This window comes from Thermostichus sp. OS-CIW-30 (genome assembly GCF_054060215.1).
On record NZ_JBSSCZ010000013.1, the window covers coordinates 59,238 to 80,700 of the forward strand.

At 57.8% G+C, this 21,463-nt stretch carries 18 protein-coding genes and 1 CRISPR repeat array; of the genes, 9 read left to right on the top strand and 9 right to left on the bottom strand.

Translation table 11 applies throughout. The features are described from left to right. Positions 1 to 50: 50 nt before the first annotated feature. A complete protein-coding gene (locus ACVWZF_RS07135) occupies positions 51 to 800 on the top strand; it encodes a YebC/PmpR family DNA-binding transcriptional regulator (RefSeq protein WP_011432973.1) in 750 nt (249 codons plus the stop codon). A 53-nt stretch (positions 801 to 853) separates the two neighbouring features. Here the strand turns inward: ACVWZF_RS07135 and ACVWZF_RS07140 are convergent, their stop codons facing one another. Next, entirely contained in the window at positions 854 to 1,165 is a 312-nt protein-coding gene (locus ACVWZF_RS07140) for a YbjQ family protein (RefSeq protein WP_011432974.1), read from the bottom strand. Between the two features lie 411 nt (positions 1,166 to 1,576). Here ACVWZF_RS07140 and rbsK point away from each other — a divergent pair, with 411 nt between their 5' ends. Next, a complete protein-coding gene (gene rbsK / locus ACVWZF_RS07145) occupies positions 1,577 to 2,494 on the top strand; it encodes a ribokinase (protein WP_011432976.1) in 918 nt (305 codons plus the stop codon). Between the two features lie 254 nt (positions 2,495 to 2,748). Next, a complete protein-coding gene (locus ACVWZF_RS07150) occupies positions 2,749 to 3,492 on the top strand; it encodes a response regulator transcription factor (protein WP_011432977.1) in 744 nt (247 codons plus the stop codon). A 166-nt stretch (positions 3,493 to 3,658) separates the two neighbouring features. On the opposite strand, the gene ACVWZF_RS07155 is transcribed toward ACVWZF_RS07150, so the two are convergent. After that, entirely contained in the window at positions 3,659 to 5,494 is a 1,836-nt protein-coding gene (locus ACVWZF_RS07155; protein WP_011432978.1) for a DUF1565 domain-containing protein, read from the bottom strand. Between the two features lie 165 nt (positions 5,495 to 5,659). Between ACVWZF_RS07155 and ACVWZF_RS07160 the strand changes: the two genes are divergently transcribed. From ACVWZF_RS07160 to ald, 3 genes are all read left to right on the top strand, one after another. Beyond that, positions 5,660 to 6,886 carry a pentapeptide repeat-containing protein gene (locus ACVWZF_RS07160; RefSeq protein WP_011432979.1) on the top strand — a complete coding sequence of 409 codons (1,227 nt, stop codon included), beginning with the start codon at positions 5,660 to 5,662 and terminating at the stop codon, positions 6,884 to 6,886. A 108-nt stretch (positions 6,887 to 6,994) separates the two neighbouring features. Further along, the gene (locus tag ACVWZF_RS07165; RefSeq protein ID WP_011432980.1) at positions 6,995 to 8,107 is read left to right on the top strand and encodes an LptF/LptG family permease; all 1,113 of its coding nucleotides are present in this window, start codon (positions 6,995 to 6,997) and stop codon (positions 8,105 to 8,107) included. A 100-nt stretch (positions 8,108 to 8,207) separates the two neighbouring features. Continuing rightward, a CRISPR array of direct repeats spans positions 8,208 to 10,136; the repeat unit is 37 nt; unit sequence GTTTCCGTCCCCTTGCGGGGAAAAGGTAGGGATCAAC. 335 nt (positions 10,137 to 10,471) lie between these two features. Next, positions 10,472 to 11,560, top strand: coding sequence for an alanine dehydrogenase (gene ald / locus ACVWZF_RS07170; protein ID WP_457411182.1), 1,089 nt, complete (start codon positions 10,472 to 10,474; stop codon positions 11,558 to 11,560). A gap of 33 nt (positions 11,561 to 11,593) precedes the next feature. Here the strand turns inward: ald and ACVWZF_RS07175 are convergent, their stop codons facing one another. From ACVWZF_RS07175 to rpsN, 4 genes are all read right to left on the bottom strand, one after another. Further along, positions 11,594 to 12,367 carry an ABC transporter permease gene (locus ACVWZF_RS07175; protein ID WP_414407516.1) on the bottom strand — a complete coding sequence of 258 codons (774 nt, stop codon included), beginning with the start codon at positions 12,365 to 12,367 and terminating at the stop codon, positions 11,594 to 11,596. Between the two features lie 76 nt (positions 12,368 to 12,443). Beyond that, positions 12,444 to 13,280, bottom strand: a complete 837-nt coding sequence (locus tag ACVWZF_RS07180) for an ABC transporter ATP-binding protein (RefSeq protein ID WP_049749636.1) — start codon at positions 13,278 to 13,280, stop codon at positions 12,444 to 12,446. 274 nt (positions 13,281 to 13,554) lie between these two features. Continuing rightward, complete coding sequence (locus ACVWZF_RS07185) at positions 13,555 to 14,187, bottom strand: ribonuclease D (RefSeq protein WP_011432984.1); 633 nt, start codon at positions 14,185 to 14,187, stop codon at positions 13,555 to 13,557. A gap of 57 nt (positions 14,188 to 14,244) precedes the next feature. After that, positions 14,245 to 14,550 carry a 30S ribosomal protein S14 gene (gene rpsN / locus ACVWZF_RS07190; protein WP_011432985.1) on the bottom strand — a complete coding sequence of 102 codons (306 nt, stop codon included), beginning with the start codon at positions 14,548 to 14,550 and terminating at the stop codon, positions 14,245 to 14,247. A 196-nt stretch (positions 14,551 to 14,746) separates the two neighbouring features. Between rpsN and ACVWZF_RS07195 the strand changes: the two genes are divergently transcribed. Further along, on the top strand, positions 14,747 to 15,061 hold the full coding sequence (locus ACVWZF_RS07195) for a hypothetical protein (RefSeq protein WP_011432986.1): 315 nt from the start codon (positions 14,747 to 14,749) through the stop codon (positions 15,059 to 15,061). On the opposite strand, the gene ACVWZF_RS07200 is transcribed toward ACVWZF_RS07195, so the two are convergent. Continuing rightward, a complete protein-coding gene (locus tag ACVWZF_RS07200) occupies positions 15,058 to 16,605 on the bottom strand; it encodes a YcjF family protein (protein WP_011432987.1) in 1,548 nt (515 codons plus the stop codon). The genes ACVWZF_RS07195 and ACVWZF_RS07200 overlap by 4 nt on opposite strands. 83 nt (positions 16,606 to 16,688) lie before the next feature. Then, entirely contained in the window at positions 16,689 to 17,180 is a 492-nt protein-coding gene (locus ACVWZF_RS07205) for a cytochrome c oxidase assembly factor Coa1 family protein (RefSeq protein ID WP_011432988.1), read from the bottom strand. A gap of 519 nt (positions 17,181 to 17,699) precedes the next feature. Here ACVWZF_RS07205 and ACVWZF_RS07210 point away from each other — a divergent pair. Next, positions 17,700 to 18,014 carry a hypothetical protein gene (locus ACVWZF_RS07210; RefSeq protein WP_011432990.1) on the top strand — a complete coding sequence of 105 codons (315 nt, stop codon included), beginning with the start codon at positions 17,700 to 17,702 and terminating at the stop codon, positions 18,012 to 18,014. 251 nt (positions 18,015 to 18,265) lie between these two features. On the opposite strand, the gene pcrA is transcribed toward ACVWZF_RS07210, so the two are convergent. Beyond that, the gene (pcrA, locus tag ACVWZF_RS07215) at positions 18,266 to 20,629 is read right to left on the bottom strand and encodes a DNA helicase PcrA (protein ID WP_011432991.1); all 2,364 of its coding nucleotides are present in this window, start codon (positions 20,627 to 20,629) and stop codon (positions 18,266 to 18,268) included. 201 nt (positions 20,630 to 20,830) lie between these two features. Here pcrA and ACVWZF_RS07220 point away from each other — a divergent pair, with 201 nt between their 5' ends. Then, positions 20,831 to 21,394: a hypothetical protein gene (locus ACVWZF_RS07220; protein ID WP_011432992.1), complete on the top strand. Its 564-nt coding sequence runs from the start codon at positions 20,831 to 20,833 to the stop codon at positions 21,392 to 21,394. The last annotated feature ends 69 nt before the right edge of the window (positions 21,395 to 21,463 follow it).

Here is a 21,463-nt window from a genome sequence, read left to right on the forward strand (position 1 = left end):
CAAAAGTGGAGGGATCCCTCCAATTCATTGCTTGACTGGTGTGTGGCGGCATGGCAGGACACAGCAAGTGGGCCAACATTAAACGGCAAAAGGCCCGTGTAGATGCCAAAAAGGGCAGCCTCTTTACCAAACTCTCGCGGGCCATCATCGTGGCAGCTCGCAACGGCTTGCCAGATCCGGATGGGAATTTTCAGTTGCGGGCGGCAGTGGAGAAAGCCAAAGCAGCGGGGATGCCCAGCGAAAACATTGAACGAGCCATTGCCAAGGGAGCCGGCAACTGGAGCGACGACAGCCCCCTGGAAGAAGTTCGCTACGAGGGCTACGGCCCCGGTGGGGTGGCTGTGTTGATCGAGGCCATGACCGACAACCGCAACCGCACGGCTGCCGAGGTGCGAGAAGCCTTCAGCAAAACCGGCGGCAGCTTGGGAGAAGCCGGCTGCGTGAGCTGGCTGTTCCGGCAAAAAGGGGTGATCAGCCTGGAGGAGGTGTTGGATCCCGAAGCCCTGTTGCTGGCGGTGGCGGAAGCGGGAGGAGACGACTTCAAGGTGGAAGGCACAGGAGCAGAGGTGTACTGCGACTACTCTTTGCTGGAGCAGGTGGCCACCTACCTGAAAAAAGAGGGCTACCCAGTGCAAGATGCGGCCATCCGCTGGATCCCATCCACTGAGGTGCATGTGGAGGATCCCGATACGGCCAAGTCAGTGCTTGCCCTGATGGAGCGTCTCGACAACCTAGACGATGTGCAGAATGTCTACGCCAATTTCGAGATCGACGAGGCGGTGATGGAAAGCCTGGCCTGAGAACAGGCTGCCATCATCTTCCGAGAAAGGGAAACCTTCAACAGAAGCATCCGTCAGCGGAGCTTAACGGCGGTGCCGGCGGCGGTAACGAGGATCATTGTCGTGCTCATGTTGGTATGAATGCTAACGCCTAGGATGCCATTTGCTCCCAAACGTTTGGCTCGCTGCTCCAACTCTTCCAAAACCTTTTTCTGGGCATTCTCGAAAACTTCTTCATAGGTTCTTGTGCGTCCCCCGATGATGTTGCGGAGGGTAGCAAGGAAGTCCCGTAGAACATTGGTGCCATAAACTACCTCGGCGGTAACAATGCCCAAGTAACGCTCAACCTCTCTACCTTGGAGCACGTCTGTAGTGGTCAGCAACATCAGCTTGCTTCCTGGGTCAACACCCACCAAGATAGTCGGGATCCTCAACCTTTGGAATCGGGTTCTTGCCCTGTGTTTTCAGCAGAGTGGCGATATGTCGAAGGGCGACCAATCCCTACAGATAACCGTTCCACAACGCATAGTCATTTATCTCACCGTTGAGGTGAAACAAACGACCGGTTGCTTCCTGCTAAGGCCTCCGGCCCGCTAGCGCGATCAGTTGAAATAGATGGTAATAAAAGTTGAAATAGATGGTAATAAAAACCACGACTGCTATCAGCCCTTGTCGCGTGGTAGGGCGCTCAAGGGGATCCCTGGCCAAGACCGGCGGCTGATACAATAGCTGCCCAGGGATCCAAACCAAAGATCTCTGGATCTCTGCTTTTCCAACAGGATTTCCCCACAAGCCCGATGGCAGGCCCGATCCGAGTGGTGGGTAGCTTGAACATGGATTTGGTGGTGCAGGTGCCCCATCATCCCGGCCCTGGGGAAACGGTGCTGGGATCCGACTACGCCACCTACCCTGGCGGTAAGGGAGCCAATCAAGCGGTGGCAGCGGCGCGGGCGGGAGCCCAGGTGGAAATGTGGGGAGCGGTGGGATCCGATGAGTTTGGGCGTCTGCTCCAAGAGAACCTGGAGCACAACGGCGTGGATACCCGCCACCTGAGGCAGTTGGAGGGGCCCAGCGGCCTAGCTTTGATCACAGTGGATCCCGGCGGGCAAAACAGAATCGTGGTCAGCCCTGGAGCCAATGGTCGCTATCTGCCGGAGCATTTGCCTCCCTTTACCCCAGCGGCCCTGCTCCTGCTGCAGCTGGAAATCCCCCTGCCCACTGTGCAGGCTGCAGCAGAACAAGCCTCTGCCCAAGGGATCCCGATTTTGCTCAACCCTGCGCCCATCGTGCCATTGCCAGGATCCCTGTTGCGCCAGGTTCGCTACTTGGTGCTCAACGAAACCGAAGCGGCTGCCCTTGCCCAATCCCCTGTGGAGACGCCGGAACAAGCCCAAAAGGTGGCTCAAGAACTGCAGAAACACGGGATCCCAGCCGTTATCCTTACCTTGGGAGGGGCAGGGCTGGTCTGGGCAGATGGGGAAGAAAGTGGCCATTGGCCAGCTCATCCTGTGGAAGTGGTGGATACCACCGCTGCCGGAGATGGGTTTTGTGGGGCCTTAGCTGCTTGTTTGGCTGCCGGGGGATCCCTGAGGGAAGCCCTGCGTTTTGCCAATGCCGCCGCTGCCTTGGTTGTAACCCGTGCAGGAGCCCAACCTAGCTTGCCCCAACGCTCTGAGATCGAGGCGTTTTTGGCCTCTGCCGTAGAAACAGCATAGACTGCTGCTTATCAAAAGTTTTCGACGTCTGCGGTGGAGAAGTTCATTGGCCGTTTGCGTGAGCGCTATGGGGAAACCGCAACCTCCACAGGACAGAGCGGGGCCAAATCCTTTTTCCGAGCTGCTACTCATAGCCGGCGGAGGGGATCCCTTGCTCCTTTTGAGTACTGCTCAATAGTGCCTTGCCTTCCCTTGTGGGTGTTTTTAGAGTTAGGAAGTGAAAAGAAAGTATTCGGTAACTCTGATAAAGGCCTGTGAGTACCCTCCTTGCTGAAGATGACGCTCTCTACCGTCAGCATGTTCATAGCCTGCTAACACAACATTTGCCTGAGTTCGGCCCGGTGTATATAGCCTCGAATGGTAGAGAGGCGTTGGAACTCTACCGCCAGCACCACCCCAGCTTCGTGTTGATGGACATTCGCATGCCTGAGATGACCGGGATCGAGGTAGCGCGGCAGGTTTGGTCAGAGTGCCCCAGCACGCGCATCATTTTTTGGTCGCATTTTGCCGATGAAGTCTATGTGCGGGAGCTGCACAAGATCGTGCCTCCGCAAACTGTCTATGGCTACCTTTTGAAAAATTGCACCGATGAAAAATTGGTCAGCGCCATCCAAGCGGTGGTGCAGGATGAGCAATGCGTGATCGACCGAGAGGTGCGCGGGGTCGATTCCCGTTCACAAAACAAAATCACCGGTCTCAGCGATGCCGAGTACGAAGTGCTGATCGACATTGCCCTCGGCCTCACCGACCAGGCCATTGCTGCACGGCGCTTTTTGTCCCGCCGAGGGGTAACCAACCGTCTGCGCAACCTCTACGACAAGTTAGAAGTCAGCAACGACCAAATTGAGAGCGACGAGTGGGGAACCACCTTCAGCTTGCGGGCCAGAGCCATCCGTCTTGCCTTCAAACGGGGGTTGATCAACGCCCAACTGCTGGACGAGGAGGAAGTGCATTTGGATCACTGGCTCAGCCGCTACCGACTGGATCCGTTGGACTAGAGAGGGGGTGTTCGAGCCGTCATCGCTCTTGGCAAGCACTTGTAGTCAATTCCCTTGCCAGCGACCAAGGAGACTTGGGCTCAATGGCTGGCCACCCCGCCAAAGAACTGGGATCAAAGCTCCCTCGTACCGCTATGGAGAAGCAAGCCGGCAGTGTGGGGGGTCGCTAGCGGAAAATCATCTCGGCAACCGCCTCAAAGCCGGCATCCAACAGCCGATCCAAGACCGACTGGGCCTGGCTGCGACTGTCGTACAGGCCCGCCTGCAACACTGTTCTGCCGTTGAAAACCGTTTCCACCGCCTCGGGGATGAGCTGCCGCAATCGGTTCAAGTCATCGCTGCTCTTGGGGGTCACCAACACGCGAAATTGAGTTGCCGTTCGCGTTGGCGAAACGGAGTCGTTACCCACAGCAACCACAGGGGGGGCAACTGGAGTTGTAGTGGGAGCAGAGGGAGTGGCCGGGATCCCTGCCGATGAGCGACGGGCCGGCGGGGGCAGAAGGGTGGTGATATCTGTGAGGGGAGCCGAGGGTGGCCTGGGAACAGGAGCTGCGGGGGCAGGGTCAGCCGGCTGGGCAGGTGTGGTAGAGCCATCGGGGGTGAAGGGGACAGCCACAAACTGCTCCCCCGGAGGTTGGGGCTGGGGAGTTGCCTGAGGGCTGGAGGGATCTGGCAAGATGCGCCCTCCGGATCCTTGGGGCGGAGAGGGGGGAACCGGGGCAGTAGACTGGGGCACCGTTAAAACCGGCAAGGTGGAGGGGGTCTCAGCCGCTGGCCGGGGATCCCTGGGAGTAGCCGGCTGGGCCGGAGCGCTGGGCAGAGCCAAAGTGCCAGGGGCAATGGGGCGGGGAGCGCTGTCGGGAAGGGCGGCAACGGTGGTTTGACCGGACAGATCCAGATCCCCTTTGGCTTTGCCCCGCAGTTGGTTGCCGTTGGCATTGAGGCGCAGGCCGCGGGTGGCGTTGTTGATATCGTATTGGCCGTTGCCCTCAAAGATGTTGTTGCCGGGATCCGTGGCCGTGCCCAAATCCGGCTGGGCAGTGGTGATGGCGGTGAGGCCGGTCTCCAAGTTCTGGGCGATGAGATTGTTGCGCAGGATGGGCCTGGAGCTGCCCCCGACGATCACGCCGGTACGGTTCTGCAGGATGCGGTTGTTGCGCACAATAGGCGCCGAGCGCTGGTCGATGGTGATGCCAAAGCCGGTCTCCTGGAACAGGTTATTGATGATGGTGGGCTGGGAGGTGCCCAAGACGGAAATGCCGTTGGCCCCGTTTTTATAGAAGCGGTTGCCCTCCACCCAGGGATTGGCAGCGCCGGCAATGAAGATCCCATCGTGGATGCTGCCCACAAAGCTGTTGTTGAGAATGCGCGGGGAGGCAGATTCCACCCAGAGGGCATAGCCGCGCCGCCCCTGGTTGCGCAGGGTAATTCCTCGCACTTCTGCGCCGGTCTCTGCCAGCAGAGCAACATTTTGTCGGCCTAGGGTCGGGCTCATGTAGGTACCGCCGCCGGTGATGAGATAGCCCTCTCCCAAGGTGGACTCGTCCCCACGCAAGGTGAGGCCGGCTTTCAGACGGATGGGGAAGGTTTCGCCGCTCTCCTCGCTATACACCCCAGGAAAAAGCTGAATGACGCTGCCAGCCTCAGCCCGCTGAATGGCATAAGTAATCGTCTTGAAGGGGTTATTGCGGGATCCATCCCCACGGGTATCGCTGCCGTTGGCTGCATCCACAAAAATGGCCGGGCGATTGTCCGGGAGAGGGGGAGCTTGAGGCAGGGTCTGCTCACCGGTAATGCCGGTGTCCAGGGAAGTTTGCGCCCAGCCGGGATCCAACTTTGCTGTCAGCAGTAAGGTGGTGCCAAGCATCAGAGAGGTTGCCAGCCGCGTCAGCATTGCAGAACGATGGCGCTGCGCCCGCAGGCCGGGCAGGACTGCTGTAGATTGGTGTTCGCCGGATTTCTGCAGACCAATAGGCAGTAAGGACAATAAGGAAGAGATCATGGTGGTTATCCTCACACCAGGCTGGGCTAGAGAAGAAAGGCCGAGGTTATCCTACCAAACTGAGTAGGCGGGATCCTGCCCTATCCGCCAACTCCAAATACGGACTAACGCAGGCTTTTTTTGCAAGTCTAACACTAGCCCTAGAGTAACCTCCCTGCTTGCGCCATGACCTACAGAACCCTTGCCCCCGAACATCTGCCCCAAGAGCCGTCGCTGGTTGAATCCGGGATCCTGCTGTCTCCGGTCTCACCGTGGCAACCCCTGATTCATCTGCTGCTGTTGGGGATCCCGGCCTTCTTGCTGCTCTTGGGAAAGCTGATGGCTCAGCCGGTCTTGGGCTGGGGGGCGGTGCTGGCTTGGCTGGGCCTGGCGGGCTGGTGGGGGCGACCGCTTTGGGTGCAGATCGGACGCCGTCTTTGGCAGTGGCTGACCACTTGGCCTCAATTGGCCTGGGCGGGAGTGGCCCTCAGCTTGGCCGTGATGGGAGGGATTGCCGGGAGCGGGCTGTTTTCTGCCTTGGGATCCCTGAGTTGGGAAGCAATTGGGGCTTTGGGAGAAGTGTTCGGGGCCACAGGCCAAATCTTGATTGCCATCCTGGCTGCCTACATTGCCTGGCGGCAGTACATTATCTCCCGCGATCTCACCATTCAGCAGAACATCATTACCCAGCAGCAGACCATCGACGCCTACTTTGAAGGCATTTCCAACTTGGTCTTGTCTCCCGATGGGCAGTTGGACGATTGGCCCCTGGAGCGGGCCATTGCTGCCGGGCGCACGGCTGCTCTGTTGAATGGGGTGGATCGCTTCGGCAAAGCCAAGATCCTGCGCTTTCTCTCCACTGCTAACCTGCTCAGCCCTCTGCGGCGGGATCAACACCTGGGCCGACCCATTCTGGACGGCAAAGGGGGTTACCAGCGGGATCGCGTGAACGGCATCCGGGTGGTCAGCCTGGGCACGATGCTGGAGGGAGCCGACCTGCATGGCACCCTGTTGCGAGCGGTGGATTTCAGCGAAGCCAGCCTGGAGCGGGCCAACCTGAGCGGCTGCGATCTCAGCCACACCAATCTGTGCGGAGCTAACTTGCGGAATGCCGACCTGCGCGGGGCCGATCTCTACCGCGCTTTGCTGTTTGTGGGATCCCCTCAGACAGCTTCCCCTGCTCAGCCAGGGCAAAAGCCCGATTTCAAGACCGGGGCCTACACCGGCGCCATCGTGGCAGGAGCAGATTTTCGCCAAGCTCACCGCCTTTCCCCCGAACAACGGGCCTACCTGGTCACCTGGGGTGCCAAGCTGGATCCCGAGTCCGAACCTCCCCTCAACTCTCCTAGGCCGCGTTCGGATCCTGCCGACAAAACAGAGTCGTTTCCCCCCCCTGCTTCCCCAAGCCCTTGAGCGAGAATAAATCGATAAGCCTGGTTCAGGGCTTTTGCTGCCGATTTTTCGGCCATTGCAACTCGCCTCTCCCTTGGGGATGAGGGCGATCCCCTTCGATTCTCAAACATGGCACGGTTGCTCACCAAGTTCTGGCTGCTGGAGCGCTATCTGTTTGGGGAGATGCTCACCCCGGTGCTGGCCGGTGTTGCGGGGGGAACCCTGCTGCTGCTGGTGGGCCGGTTGTTTACCCTGGCCGAGCGGCTGGTCGAGGGATCCGTCCCCCCCCTGACGGTGTTGCGTCTTTTGGTTTTGGATCTGCCGGAGATGGTGGTGCTGGGCATGCCCATTGCCGCCTTCTTTGCCACCATGCTCACCTTGGGCAAGCTGAGCGGCAACAGTGAGATCACCGCTATGCGGGCAGCCGGGATCCCTTTTAGCCGGATTTTCCGACCCCTGCTGCTGGTGGGGTTGGCCATGAGCTTGAGCGCTTTTTTCATCAGCAACGTGTTGCTGCCGGCCAGCAAACAGCAAATCCGCCAGATCGATCAGCAGGCTTTGCTGGCCCAGGCCACCACCCCGGTGCAATACGATGTCTTTTTCAAAACCGAAGACAACCTCTGGTTCTTCATCCGCCAAGTGGACCCCCGGTTGAATACCATGCAAGATGTTACGATTTTGCGGGTGGATCCCTTGCCGGGAGGCAAATACCAGTTGGTGGAAGTGACCTTGGCCGCTCAGGCAGTGTGGAACGGACTGGAGTGGAGCCTGAGCGAAGGGGCAACCCACCTTTACGGCCCCACGGGTCTCAGCATTGCCGAGCAAACGTTTCATCGCAAGCCGTTGCAAGTTTCCCAGGATCTGGCTGCCCTGATGCAGCCGCCGGTTCCCCCCAGCGAGTTGAGCTTGCCGGAGCTGGCAGAGCGGATTTCCCGCCTGGCCCGCTCCAATCTCAATACTCAGGCTCTGCGCACCGAGTTCCACATGCGCTTCTCCCTGCCCTTGGCCAGCTTTTTTGCCGTGCTGATTTCGCTCCCCCTGGGATCCACCACCGCGCGGCGGGTGGGACGCTACGGGGGCGTCGTCTTCGGGATCCTGTTGGTGTTTGGCTACTACGTGGTTCTGAGCGTGTCTCGCAGCTTGGGAGAAGTGGGAGCCCTTCCCCCTTGGGCGGCAGCCTGGAGCTTCAACATCTTGTTCGGCGGCATCGGACTGGTGCTGCTGGCCCGTTTCCTGCGCTAGGGATCCACCCTAGAATCCGCCAGTCTCAGTTCTCAAGGATGTCTCGAAGAAGGCAGGGATCAACTTTCCTTTCTCTCTCCTCTCGCCTCGCGTAGCTCAGGTTTCCGTCCCCTTGCGGGGAAAAGGTAGGGATCAACGAGCCATACTTCGACGGTGAAAAGGTGTACTGTAACGGGTTTCCGTCCCCTTGCGGGGAAAAGGTAGGGATCAACACCGTTACACCCTGATCAGTCCGTGGGTTGATTACGGCCGTTTCCGTCCCCTTGCGGGGAAAAGGTAGGGATCAACGCGGGATCACCCACACTCCCCTGTACTACAGCCCTGAGTTTCCGCCCCCTTGCGGGGAAAAGGTAGGGATCAACAACAACATAGCCAACGTAATCGGAGTAGGCTTGGCCTACGTTTCCGTCCCCTTGCGGGGAAAAGGTAGGGATCAACGCCTCCACAAGTGCATGATCTTTGAACCCCCAAGCTGGGTTTCCGTCCCCTTGCGGGGAAAAGGTAGGGATCAACTCATGTGGTACAAAGAGCAGGCGCTTCTAAAGAGGCGCGTTTCCGTCCCCTTGCGGGGAAAAGGTAGGGATCAACGGACTGGCTCTCCGACCTCGAAAGTTGGGACCCCATCGTTTCCGTCCCCTTGCGGGGAAAAGGTAGGGATCAACTCTTGTGTTGGGGGAGTAGCTTAGATCTCGCAGGCTATTGTTTCCGTCCCCTTGCGGGGAAAAGGTAGGGATCAACATATTGTAACAGTACTCAATCGCCTCACTTGGTCTGCGTTTCCGTCCCCTTGCGGGGAAAAGGTAGGGATCAACATGGCTACCTTGGCGTGTGGGTTGTAGCGGTACTCGGTAACAAGTTTCCGTCCCCTTGCGGGGAAAAGGTAGGGATCAACAAAGCCTGCAACAAACTGTACAAGGCAGCCGAAGCAGCGTTTCCGTCCCCTTGCGGGGAAAAGGTAGGGATCAACGGAGGGGTACAACTGCACGAATCGTCCCAGCATTGTTACGTTTCCGTCCCCTTGCGGGGAAAAGGTAGGGATCAACGTACAAGGTAATCTAATTGAGTATAGAGCACGTACAAATGTTTCCGTCCCCTTGCGGGGAAAAGGTAGGGATCAACCAAAATTAATGTCACGCACTTCAAGTCACTTACGCTGGTAGATGAGTTTCCGTCCCCTTGCGGGGAAAAGGTAGGGATCAACGAGTATCGGGAGGCTTTTGAAGCCTTTTGGCGCAGTTGCGTTTCCGTCCCCTTGCGGGGAAAAGGTAGGGATCAACCCACCCTTGTGGAGGGGGTGGTGTTTGTTGGGTGTGGGTTTCCGTCCCCTTGCGGGGAAAAGGTAGGGATCAACATCCGTTTTGAGAGCTATCTTTGACAACCAGTTCCCCGTTTCCGTCCCCTTGCGGGGAAAAGGTAGGGATCAACAGCCTTTGGCTTTATCATTTACTCTTCGTACTCTTGGTTTCCGTCCCCTTGCGGGGAAAAGGTAGGGATCAACGCGTTACACCCGTAGGTGTCCGTACTTGAACTAGTCATATGTAGTTTCCGTCCCCTTGCGGGGAAAAGGTAGGGATCAACACGGTAACCGGCACCTATACATTTATGGTAGCAGGGTTTCCGTCCCCTTGCGGGGAAAAGGTAGGGATCAACATCAAGTTCACAGTACTTCAGCAGGAATCAGATGGTCGTTTCCGTCCCCTTGCGGGGAAAAGGTAGGGATCAACCCTGTACTTAAAGCACTGCACTTTCAAATATGTTCCGTTTCCGTCCCCTTGCGGGGAAAAGGTAGGGATCAACGGTGTTCTTTCTACTCCGTAAGGGAGGTCATATGTACGGTTTCCGTCCCCTTGCGGGGAAAAGGTAGGGATCAACATAAGGAGTGCCACTTGTGTGGCACTCCTTTTGTTTTTGAAGTTTCCGTCCCCTTGCGGGGAAAAGGTAGGGATCAACTGTCTGTACGCCCGAGAGGGGTACGAAAAGGGCGGTATGAGTGTTTCCGTCCCCTTGCGGGGAAAAGGTAGGGATCAACCCTACCCCCGGAAAAGCTTGAATCCATGCAGTTTTCAAGGTGCGTTCGCGAGGGAGTACGGAGACTTCGTGACACAGATATTAACATTGCTCTTGGGGATAAGCGCAAGCAAGAAAATTGGACTTTCTGAGGCTGTTATGTCTTGTTTTCGTGCCAATCATGGCAAGAGATCTAGGTTTGCCCTTGAAATCTTGAGCTAACAAAATTAGCCTGGCGATTGCTTGCCCCGACAGATCGCGCACAAAACTTTACAATTTTCGCTCTCCTGCTCAGGCCAGGGATCCCATTGCGGGGAGAGTCTGTCTAGACTGGAAAGCAGCCCTGCGGGGATCCCTATGCGAATTGGCGTGCCCAAAGAGATCAAAGAGCAAGAGTTCCGTGTCGGGCTGACACCGGCGGCGGTGCGGGCCTTAACCGAACAGGGGCATCAGGTGTGGGTGGAAACCCAAGCAGGCCAGGGGGCGGGCTTCACGGATGAGGACTACCAAAAAGCGGGGGCCAAACTGGCCGCCACCCCTGAGGAGATCTACCAGCAGCAGTTGGTGGTGAAGGTAAAGGAGCCCTTGCCTGCCGAGTATCCTCTGCTCCATCCCGACCTCATCCTGTTTACCTATTTGCACTTGGCCGCCAGCCGCGAGCTGACCCAGGCGCTGTTGCAATCGGGGGCCACCTGCCTTGCCTATGAAACGGTGGAATTGGCAGATGGATCCCTGCCCTTGTTGATGCCCATGAGCATGATTGCCGGGCGGCTCTCGGTGCAGTTTGGCGCCCATTACCTCACCCGACAACAGGGGGGGCGAGGCGTGTTGCTGGGTGGGATCCCGGGGGTGCCGCCGGGGCGGGTGGTGATCCTGGGCGGGGGAACCGTGGGCACTGAGGCGGCCAAAATGGCCGTAGGCTTGGGGGCAAGGGTGCAGATTTTGGACATTAACCTGCAGCGGCTGAACGAGCTGGAGCTGCTCTTTGGATCCCGTGTGGAGCTGCTCTACAGCACTGCCCAAAGCGTGGAAGAGTGTGTTCGCGAGGCCGACCTGGTGGTAGGGGCAGTGCTGGTGCCGGGAAGGCGGGCGCCGGTCTTGGTGGGAGAAGAGTTGGTGGCCCAAATGCGTCCTCGCTCCCTCATTGTGGATGTGGCGGTGGATCAGGGGGGGTGCATCGCCACCACGCGGGTTACCACCCATGCCCAGCCGGTTTACGAAGCCCACGGGGTGTTGCACTACGGCGTTCCCAACATGCCCGGAGCCGTTCCCTGGACTTCGACCCAAGCGCTGGTCAACGCCACTCTCCCCTACATCCTCAAGCTGGCCAACCTTGGCCTGGCCGCTGCTTTGGAACAAGACCCGGCCTTGGCCAAAGGGCTAAACGTCAGGGCAGGCAAGCTCATCCACCCGGCGGTGCGAGCCACCTTTCCAGACCTGGGCTAGCTCAGGCAGGGGTTGGCTCCCTGGGGAGAGATGCTACTGTCGCCAGGACAGGACATAGCGCTCCAGAGCCGCGAAAAAGGTGTAGAGCAAGACACCCATGAGGCCGAGGGCAGCCAAACCCGCAAAGGCCAAAGGCACATCAAAAGAAGAACTGGCCGACACGATCAGGTAGCCCAGCCCCTGGTTGGAAGCCACCGTCTCCGAGATCACCGAGCCGACAAAAGCAAAGGAGATGGCCACTTTCAACGAGGCAAACAGGTAGGGCATGCTGTGGGGTAGCCCCACCTTGGTGAAAATCTCCCAAGAGCTGGCCCCCAGCGAGCGCAGCACATCTCGCATCTCGGCTTCCACCGTCTCCAGCCCCACCGCCACATTGACTGCAATGGGGAAAAAGGCCAGCAAAAAGGCCGTGATCACCGCCGGGATCAGGCCCAAGCCAAACCAAATCGCCAGCAGCGGCACCAAAGCCACCTTCGGGATGGTGTTAAACCCCACCAGCAGCGGGTACAAACACAGATGGGCCAGGCGGGAGCTGCCGATGATCGATCCCAGCAATATCCCCCCCACCAAAGCCAGCGCAAAGGCCAGCAGCGTCGAAGTGAGGGTGGTTAGGGAGTGACGCAGAATCACCGGGCTCCACTGGTTCATGGCTGCGAGGATCTGGGTGGGCGCCGGCAGAATGAAGCGAGGAACGTTGAACAGCCCCACCCCCACCTGCCAGAGCACAAGGGTCAAAACGATGGTGACAGCGGGCAAGACCACAGAAGCCGTTTGGGTCTGCAAAAATCGGTCAAATGATTTTTTCATGGGATCCCTCGGCAGAAATGCGCGGTAACCTGTCCAGCAAACCTTTCCAGATTTTTTGGATCAAGGGCTCTTTGGCCTAATAGCTGCGCCGAATGTGCTGGCGCACTTCCGAGACCAAGCGGTGAAACTCGTCCGTCAGGCAGATCTCCAGCGGGCGTGGACGGGGCAGATCCACTTTGAGGGAAAAGATGATCTCGCTCGGTCGTGGCCCCATCACATAAATGGTATCGGAGAGGAAAACCGCCTCCCGCAAATCGTGAGTGATCAAAATGGCGGTGCAGCCGGTGCGCAGCCACAGCCGCTGCAACATTTCCCACATATCCTCGCGGGTAAAGGCATCCAAAGCGGCAAAAGGTTCGTCCAACAACAACAGCTCCGGCTGATGGATCAAAGCGCGGCACAGGGAAGCCCGCTGCCGCATTCCCCCAGAAAGCTGCCAAGGATAGGCTTTCTGAAAACCCTCCAAGCCTACGGTGGCCAGCAGCTCCAGCGCCGACTTCTCGTGCTGGGCCAGGTTTTGCTTGAAGGTGCGCTTGTAGGGCTCTACCACCTCCAACGGCAGCAACACGTTCTCCAGGGTTGTGCGCCAGGGCAGCAGCACCGGGTTTTGAAAGGCCATGCCCACACTCTTCAGGGGGCCGGCGATGGGCTGCAACTGAAAGTAGAGGGTGCCGCCATGGTCAGTGTTCAGGCCGGCCATCATCTTCAAAAGAGAAGTCTTGCCACAGCCGCTCGGCCCAACAATGGAGACAAACTCCGAGTGGGCAACAGAAAAGCTGACGTCGCGGATGATCGTGACTGGGGATCCCTTGGTGGGGTACTGCAGCGAGACGTGGCGCAACTCCAGAACGGGCTTGCCCGAAACAGCGGGGGAAGATAACCCACTTTGAACCACCCTCTGCGACTCCAACATTGACTCAACTCCAATGATTTTCATAGTGGCCCAAGTGAGGGCTGATCCCCCTGATCCAGACAGATGATGGCGGGAGCAATGAGGGTTGCAGGCCGGTTTATCTCGATTGGTATGGCCAACCCCATCCCCACTACATCAGAGAGAGGGGCAGCCAGCTGTGTTGCCAGATACTTTATGCGCCGGTGAGGTCCCCCCATGTTCAGCCTCAGGAGATGTGGGATCCCCGAGGGCCCGGTCATCGAAGACAGTGACTGTCTATCAAGTAAAGCCCCGCCTACTGATGTTCGAAGACGTTACTGAAGCCCAACAGATCCAGCTCTACCAAAGTAGGCAAATGTTGGAAACACTGCTGCGCCAACTCCCAGCGTTCTTCCCGCCGTAACATCTCCGCCAACTTGTGGCGCACCGGGATCAAATAGCGAACATCGTTGGCGGCATATTCCAGCTGTTCGGCGGATAGCGCGTGGACGGCTCCCCAATCGGAGCTTTGGGCAGTTTTGTTGAGTTCGACCCCGCACAGCTCGCTCACCACATCCTTGAGGCCATGCTTGCTGGTGTAGGTGCGGGCCAGTTTGCTGGCAATTTTGGTGCAAAAGACGGGCCACGCCCGGATCCCCAGGTGATAGCGCAGCATGGCCAGGTCAAAGCGGGCGTAGTGGAAGATCTTCTCAATGCTTGGAGCCATCAGCAGCTGCGCCAAAAAGGGGGCCTGCTTTACCCCGCGGCTCAGCCGCAACAGCACCACCTCACCGGCGGAGTTGGCGATTTGCACCACGCAAAGCCTGTCCCGCTGCGGGATCAGCCCCATTGTTTCTGTATCCACGGCCAGGTAAGGTTCCCTGGCCAGGGCCTTTGCCACTGCAGGGGTGAGATCTTCGTCGCAGAGCTGGAAAGGTTGCAGGCCCACTCAGGATCTCTCAAAAGGATGTTTTGGCCGTTCAACCAAGCGGCGAAGGTCGGGTAGCTACCAGCTAGACTTAACTACGCCTGGCAGTAAGCCTCGGTGGGCCATTTCCCGCAGGCTGTTGCGACAGAGGCCGAAATCGCGGAAGTAACCCCGGGGACGCCCGGTTTTCCAGCAGCGGTTGCGCAGGCGTGTGGGCGAGCTGGCCCGAGGGAGTTTTTGCAGTTGGGCGTGCAGCTCCATGCGGGTGGCCTGGTCGATGTTGGGATCGGCCATGGCCGCTTTCAGTTGTTGGCGCTTCTCCCGATACTTCTCGACCAAGCGTTGGCGCTTTTTCTCCCGCTCGATCATGCTCTTTTTAGCCACGGCTCACTGTTTCCCCAGATTTTTCAGCTTTACTAGAATAACGGGGAGCAGCGGCCCCAAGCAAGGGGATCCCAGGCCCGCCCACGGCCATCCTCGCCAATGTTCATCCCTCCTTTTCCGGTCTCCGTAGGATCCCTGAGGCCAGCCCCTCGGCTTGGGGGCAACCTACCTCTATAGGCGAGGTTGGTGTTGGGTGATGGCCATTTCCAGAGTGATCCCGTTTATCGCCACCAAGTTTAGGGTTTCCCCAGAGCAGATCGAGGCCACGCGCGTGATTCTCCACAAGCCGCCGGCTCTGTTGGCAGTGCTGAAGTCGGCCTCTCCACTGCCCAAAGAGGTTTTGCAGGATCCCAGTTTGGCCTATATCTATCCTGCCGCCTTCATTCAATGGTCGAAGTGCATGCATGGCTTGGCGGATTGGGACACTGGGCCGGCACTGAGCTACGCCGATTATGTGGCGCAACTGAAGCTGGCCTTCCTGCCGACGGATATTGCCCTGAGCGGCCATTAGGGATCCCTTGGGTTGGCCATCCCATTTCGGAAGATGCGCCGGGCAGCCTCGCGGACAAACTCTTTGAGCCAACCGGATTTTTGGGTATTTTGCACCTGGGCTTTGACCACCGCCTGCATCCCCCCTTCTCCCCAGCTTTGGTTGTGCTGGAAATACTCAATGAAGCTCTTGCCGGCAATGCGGGTGAGATAGCCAGCACTGGCTGCCTGAATGGGGGCTGTCGCCAGAAAACCGACGACGCTCACTTCGGCAACGGTGGCCAAGATCCCCGTGGTCAGTTGGATCGCCCCTTCCACCAAGCCCAAGCCCGCTAGGGTTTTGGCCAGAGACAAGGCCAGCTCCCGCCCCTGCTGCAGGTTCATTTTGCAGCCGTAAAGGGATCCCAGTTCCACCACCATCTGGGCGTTGATGGCGGCAATGGCCAGCAGATCCACCGCCGGGATGGGGTTGGCGAACACCACTCCTGTAACAATCCACTGAAAGCGATCGATCACCTCCTCCGCCTGCCGGCGCAGTTGGGCTTGGAGAATCCGTTTGGCCTCTTCCCCCAACTGTTGCGATTGCAGCAGGGCATTGTCCAAGGCCAGGGATCCCCCCTCGGCATAGAGCACCGCCTGCACGCGATCCCGCACCGCCGCCACCTCCGGCTCCGGTCGCCAGGTTTGGGATCCCACCCGCACAGGGGCTGGAGCAGCGGCAGCTATCAACACATCCTGAGGTGGAATCAGGGGGTAGACCCGCTCCCGCAGGCGTTGCAAGAGGATCTGCCGTTCTTCTGAGGTGTAGCGATCCGCTTTGTTCAGGATTAGCAAGGCCCGCTTGCCCAGGGCGATCAACCGGCGCAAGGGATCCACCTCTGACTGGCGCAGATCCCCATCCACCACCACCAGCAGCAGATCGGCAGCTTGGGCTTGGGCTTGCGCCTCCTGTTCCCGCATCACCCCTGCCGGGCCGATCTCCAAAATGCCGGGGCAATCCAGGATCTGCACCGGCTGCGGGATCCCAGGCAAGTTCCAGTCGTAACAAGCCACCGCCTGGGTGGTGCCCAGAGTGGCCCCCACCGCCCCCGCCCGCCGCCCCAGCAGCGCGTTGACCAAAGAAGTCTTGCCCGCCGACCCAGTGCCGAAGACCACCACCTTCAGCTGGGGCTGGGCCAATTGTTTGGCCAGTAGGGCCGACCGTTCTGCCAGCGCTGCCCGCGCCACCTGATCCTGGATTTGCGCTAGCTGCGCCTCCAGTTGAGCCAAGTTCTGTTGCGCCGCTTTCCGCTTTTCCAAAGCCGTCTCCGGCAAGGCAAGGGGTTGGGTAATTTCCCTCCTGCTGGGGGCGGGTTGGCGAAACAGAAACAAGTAGTAGATGGCAGCGGCCAAAAACACCAGCAGCAGCAGCACCAGCACCCCAATCAACAGCCCCCCCAAAATCGGGTGGTAGCGGGTGGCGTAGTACAGATCGAGAAACGATTGGATCAGCCAGACGATCAGCCCGGTGAACGAGGCCAACAGCGCCAACAGCAGCAGCAAGCGCAGGTAAGGGAGCGACCGCATAGGGATCCAACAAGGCCACAACCGTTCGCGTCAGCGGGACGGAGTCCTTTTGACTCTACCCGCGGCTGAGCATATCCGGCTACCTAGATGTCGCCTTCTGGCTGCAGGGGCAGGGCTTCTCCATCCGACTCTTCCTTTTCACACCGAGATTCCCCCTCGATGACCTGAATGGCCTGCGGATCCCCGTCAACTTTCACTTGCAGATGGCGCAACTGCCATGCCGAGCCGGCCATGCCCCGCTCCGATTCCACCACCACATCGCCAGTGCGCTGGGCCCCTGTAATCAAAAAGAACAGACACACCCAACCGGCTTCCTCATCTTCCTGAAAGCGCAGCCGCGAGGGCCATCCCGGCCTCAGGGGCTCTCCCAAACGTTCCACCACCACGGCATTTTGTTCGAGCTGCTCCACCGCCAACTGGTAGGTGCGATAGGCTCCTGAGGCACGGATCCCATTCCAGACTAGGATCCCTGCCCCCGCCAGCCCCAAGCCCAGCACCGCCAGTAGGCCCAGACAGCCGCAGCCACAGCAGCCCAGAGGGGCAGCACAGCCGACTGTTTGTGGAGTTTCCGACACGGCCAATCGCCACTACAGAATGCCCCCACCCTAACACAAGGCTGTTGCTCATCCTCTATGCCTTCATTGCCGACAAGGTACAGACAAAAAGCCAAGCAACCCTACGCCATTTGTCGGTGACGAACATCGCTTCTCAGTTCCGTATTGCCACAGATATCTGTTACGGCCTCAAACAACAGCTCGAAAAATCATGGGATCAGCACCTCTTTGGCAAGTTCAAGCAACTCACTGTTGAGTCTAATTTTGTACTGCAGTGAGGATGGGATCCCTACGTATCCAATTGTTGGCTCTACTCCCACTTCGATTGGAAAGGCTTGTGAAGCAAGGATTTCAAGCTTTTCGCCTGAATAGGATCTGGATGGATCAGAAAGTCAATGGATACCTGGAAAGCCCTATTTCCTGAACATTGGGAAAGATGACAAAGCGCGCATATCGAATCCGCTATTTGGCGGAGTCAATACCAGAGGGATTTGTCGAGAATAAGAGCAGCAAAAGGTCTCCATCCAATCGCCTAAACCTATGGATGAAGCGACAACCATAACCGTGCAGCAGATCATTCAAACCGCCATGATGACCGGTTTGCTCACCGCTGCTCAGGAACACGAACTTAACGTAAGGCTATTTCGAGAGGAGTGCTCCGAAGCCGACCTCTTCCTGCTGCGCCGTCTACACCGCTGCCTACGCCAGGGATCCATCCGCCAGATCCCGGCCCTGAACAACACTGTAGCGGTTGGCCGCTTTGGCCCGCCCCTGCGCCTGGTACCGGACAGAGCCGAGACAACTCAGTCCCAGCCGACTGGGTTAAGCCTGGCGAGGGATCCCAAGATCGGGTAGTCAAGCAATTACAAGCAATTAGTGACGAGGGGGCAGAGGTAAGGCCGAGGGTTGGGCAACGGTCAAATCAGGGAAAGGGGGAGCTGAGGTTTTGCTTTCCCCGTCGCGCAGCAACACATATAAAGCAAACACATATAAAGCAAGGGATCACCAACGACGTCAACGGCAAGGCAATCTCGAATGAGCTACGGACTTCTACAGCACTTCCCTTTGCCTCTCTTCATCGCTGGAGCCCTTCCGAGTTCAGCCGCCTAGCTAAGCTTTTGAATAGGATCGATACGGGGATCCAAGATTTTCTGTTGACCGATAGCGGGAAACCTCACCGCAATCGTGACCCGTTCACCACTGCCGAACACATGGGTAATCTGGCCTTGTCCGAATTGGGGATGTTGCAAACGATCTCCAATCGCCCACTGTTCTGAACGGCTTTGGCGGCGATTGGGCCTGGCCTTGGGTGCATCTGAAAGGGACAGTCCACTGCCGTGGGAGAGCTGTCGAGAAACGGCTCCGCGTCCGTCGAATTCGATTATTAACTCTTGGGGCAGTTCACTTAAAAATACCGAAGGAATAGCTGGTTCGCGGTTGCCGTAGAGCATCCTTTCCCTGGCGTGGCTGATATACAACTGCTCACGGGCACGGGTAATGCCCACGTAGCAAAGGCGTCGCTCTTCTTCCAAAGCAGCGGGATCTTCCAAAGCCCGGAAATTGGGAAATAGACCCTGTTCCACCCCCACCAAGAACACAACAGGAAACTCCAAACCTTTGGAAGAGTGCAACGTCATTAGCGAAACTTTCTCAGCGCCTTCCTGAAGGTTGTCCAAGTCGGAAGCCAAAGACACATTGCTCAAAAAAGCCTCAAGGCTGGGATCCTCCTGTTCTTCCTCGAATTGGCGGGCGGCATTGTAAAGTTCCATCACGTTGGCCGCTCTTTCTTCGGCTTCGTCTGTACCCTGTGCCTTGAGATCCTCCAAATAGCCGGAATCCCTTAGCAACCCTTCGATAAGGGTGGCGGCTGAAGTCTGAGAAGCCTGTCGATGCCAATGCTGAATCAACTGAGCAAACTGAATGACAGGCTTAGCCGAACGGCCCGCCAAGCTACTTACAGAGGTTTCGTCGCTGAGAATTGCCCACAAAGGCACGTTTAGAGCAGCCGCCGCTTCGGTCAGCTTGTCCAGGGTGGATTTGCCGATGCCACGGCGCGGCACGTTAATAATTCGCAGCAGGCTAAAGGAGTCGGCAGGGTTGGCCACAACCCGCAAATAGGCCAGGACATCCTTAATTTCTTTGCGATCGTAAAATCGCAGTCCGCCTACCACCGTGTAAGGGATCCCCCACCGCAGCAAGACCTCTTCAAAAGGACGGGATTGAGCGTTGATGCGGTAGAGAATGGCAAAATCTCCCCAGGAAAAAGCATTGGCATTTTGGCCGTGTAATCGTCGGATGGTATTGACGACAAACTCCGCCTCTGCAATCTCGTCATCCGCCTGATGAAGAAAAATCGGATTTCCTTGCTGACGGGTTGGCCTGAGAACTTTATCAATGCGCTCTGTATTTTTCTCGATGAGAGCGTTAGCTGCCTGCAGAATGGTAGCTGTAGAGCGATAGTTCTCCTCCAGCTTGATCAGGGTGCGGGTATCGTCATCGGGGAGACCATCGCCAAAGGTCTCTTGAAACTCCAGCAAGATGGTAAAATCTGCCCCGCGAAAGCGATAGATGCTTTGATCCGCATCTCCCACCACAAAGATGGATCGGTTTCTCCAGTCCAACTGAGATCTGCGGGTCTCGCCGTTGGTAGCCAGCAGACGGATTAGCTCATATTGAGTGCGGTTGGTGTCTTGGTATTCATCCACCAAAATGTGTCGAAATCGTTGGTGCCAGTAAGCCAACACCTGCTCGTTTTGTCGAAAAAGCTGCACTGGTATCCAAATCAAGTTATCAAAGTCCAGAGCATTGTTGGCTGCCAGTTGGTCTTCATAGATTTCGTAAACTTGGGCAATGGTACGGCCACGGAAGTTGGGCTGATTGCGCTCCAGGTCGGCAGGAGTCCAACCTTGGTTTTTGGCATTGCTAATGGCGTAGCGTACCGACCTTGGGTCAAACTTGCGCTCATCCAAGTTCAGTTGCTTGGTTACAATCTCCTTCACCAGAGATTGGGCATCTGATTCATCGAAGATCGAGAAGTGGCGAGTCCACTTGCGCCCCTTGGGATCCTGATATTTTTCGATCTCCAGGCGCAGGATCTGGGCAAATAAGCTGTGGAACGTGCCAATCCAAAGAGGCTTAATCCAGCGGTGGTAAACAGCAGATTTTAGTCGCGTTGCCTGGGCCGGCTCCAATTCCTCTAAGGGGATCCCAAATTGTTCTTGAGCTTCTTGTTCGGCAAAGAGCTGCTCAATGCGCTCTTTCATCTCACGGGCGGCCTTGTTGGTGAAGGTCACGGCCAAAATTTCTCCTGGATCCACCCGATAGTGGCGAACCAGGTAGGCAATGCGGTGGGTGAGGGCGCGCGTCTTGCCGGAACCTGCCCCCGCCACCACCAGCAGCGGGCCACAAAAGTGTTGCACCGCTTGCCGTTGAGAAGGGTTGAGGGCATCCAGCAAAGAGGCGTGAGTCATGGCCAGCAAACCAGAAACTGCCTTCCATTATGGGCACCAACCCAATGGGGATGAGAAGCCCAGAGGGCATTTTGGAGCACCAAAGATGAAGATCGGTTAAGATTTGGCCGGCCCGCTCCAGAACTCCCCGCCATGAACCGAGTGCTGTCCTGCTGCTGTGCCCCGGCTAACCGCTGCTGGCTTTGCGTTCAAAAGAGACTTGTGGCTTTGGGGTTTGCCACCCTTGCCCTGCTTTCTCAAGGTGCGTTCGATCCCGCCCAAGCTGGCAACTGCCCCAGCAACGGCAACCCCAAAACATCTCTTGACCTCAAGGTGGAAAGCGTTTCTGGGGATCGGCTTGACCTAAGTCGGTATGAGGGCATTCAAGCGTTGATCTTGACCAACAGCCAAACCCGCTCGCAATCGGAAGCCCTCTCCAAAAGTTTGGCCCTGGAGTTTGGGCAAAACCCTCGGCTGCGCCAGATCGTGCTGGTGGATGGCAGGGGGCTGCTGCTGGTGCGCCACTTGGTTTTGCAGGCCATCCGGGAGAGTGTACCGACGGATCCCCGCCTGGTTTCTCCGTTTGTGTATGTCTCGGTCGATTTTGAGGGAGCAACCATCCAGAAGCTGCAAGAAATAGCCGCTGCAACCTTGCCTGGGATCAATTTTCGCCGCCAGGCTGTTTTGTTGCTGTTGGACGGCCAGGGAACTCTTCTGAGCGGATTTGCCGACTTGGAGCAATCCAACCTCAGCATTCGCCGGTGCATTCGCACCCTCATCGGATAGTCCCACTTCCCTTTCACACCGGCAACGCCTCTCCCCTGCTGCTCTGGCCCAAGCCATTAAACTGGTCAT

What these genes read in the sequence shown, in the direction of transcription:
- ACVWZF_RS07135 (WP_011432973.1), top strand. Translation starts at nt 51, where the DNA reads ATGGCAGGACACAGCAAGTGGGCCAACATTAAACGGCAAAAGGCCCGT.
- ACVWZF_RS07140 (WP_011432974.1), bottom strand. Translation starts at nt 1,165, where the DNA reads ATGTTGCTGACCACTACAGACGTGCTCCAAGGTAGAGAGGTTGAGCGT.
- rbsK (WP_011432976.1), top strand. Translation starts at nt 1,577, where the DNA reads ATGGCAGGCCCGATCCGAGTGGTGGGTAGCTTGAACATGGATTTGGTG.
- ACVWZF_RS07155 (WP_011432978.1), bottom strand. Translation starts at nt 5,494, where the DNA reads ATGATCTCTTCCTTATTGTCCTTACTGCCTATTGGTCTGCAGAAATCC.
- ACVWZF_RS07160 (WP_011432979.1), top strand. Translation starts at nt 5,660, where the DNA reads ATGACCTACAGAACCCTTGCCCCCGAACATCTGCCCCAAGAGCCGTCG.
- ACVWZF_RS07165 (WP_011432980.1), top strand. Translation starts at nt 6,995, where the DNA reads ATGGCACGGTTGCTCACCAAGTTCTGGCTGCTGGAGCGCTATCTGTTT.
- ald (WP_457411182.1), top strand. Translation starts at nt 10,472, where the DNA reads ATGCGAATTGGCGTGCCCAAAGAGATCAAAGAGCAAGAGTTCCGTGTC.
- ACVWZF_RS07175 (WP_414407516.1), bottom strand. Translation starts at nt 12,367, where the DNA reads ATGAAAAAATCATTTGACCGATTTTTGCAGACCCAAACGGCTTCTGTG.
- ACVWZF_RS07180 (WP_049749636.1), bottom strand. Translation starts at nt 13,280, where the DNA reads ATGTTGGAGTCGCAGAGGGTGGTTCAAAGTGGGTTATCTTCCCCCGCT.
- ACVWZF_RS07195 (WP_011432986.1), top strand. Translation starts at nt 14,747, where the DNA reads ATGGCCATTTCCAGAGTGATCCCGTTTATCGCCACCAAGTTTAGGGTT.
- ACVWZF_RS07200 (WP_011432987.1), bottom strand. Translation starts at nt 16,605, where the DNA reads ATGCGGTCGCTCCCTTACCTGCGCTTGCTGCTGCTGTTGGCGCTGTTG.
- ACVWZF_RS07210 (WP_011432990.1), top strand. Translation starts at nt 17,700, where the DNA reads ATGGATGAAGCGACAACCATAACCGTGCAGCAGATCATTCAAACCGCC.
- pcrA (WP_011432991.1), bottom strand. Translation starts at nt 20,629, where the DNA reads ATGACTCACGCCTCTTTGCTGGATGCCCTCAACCCTTCTCAACGGCAA.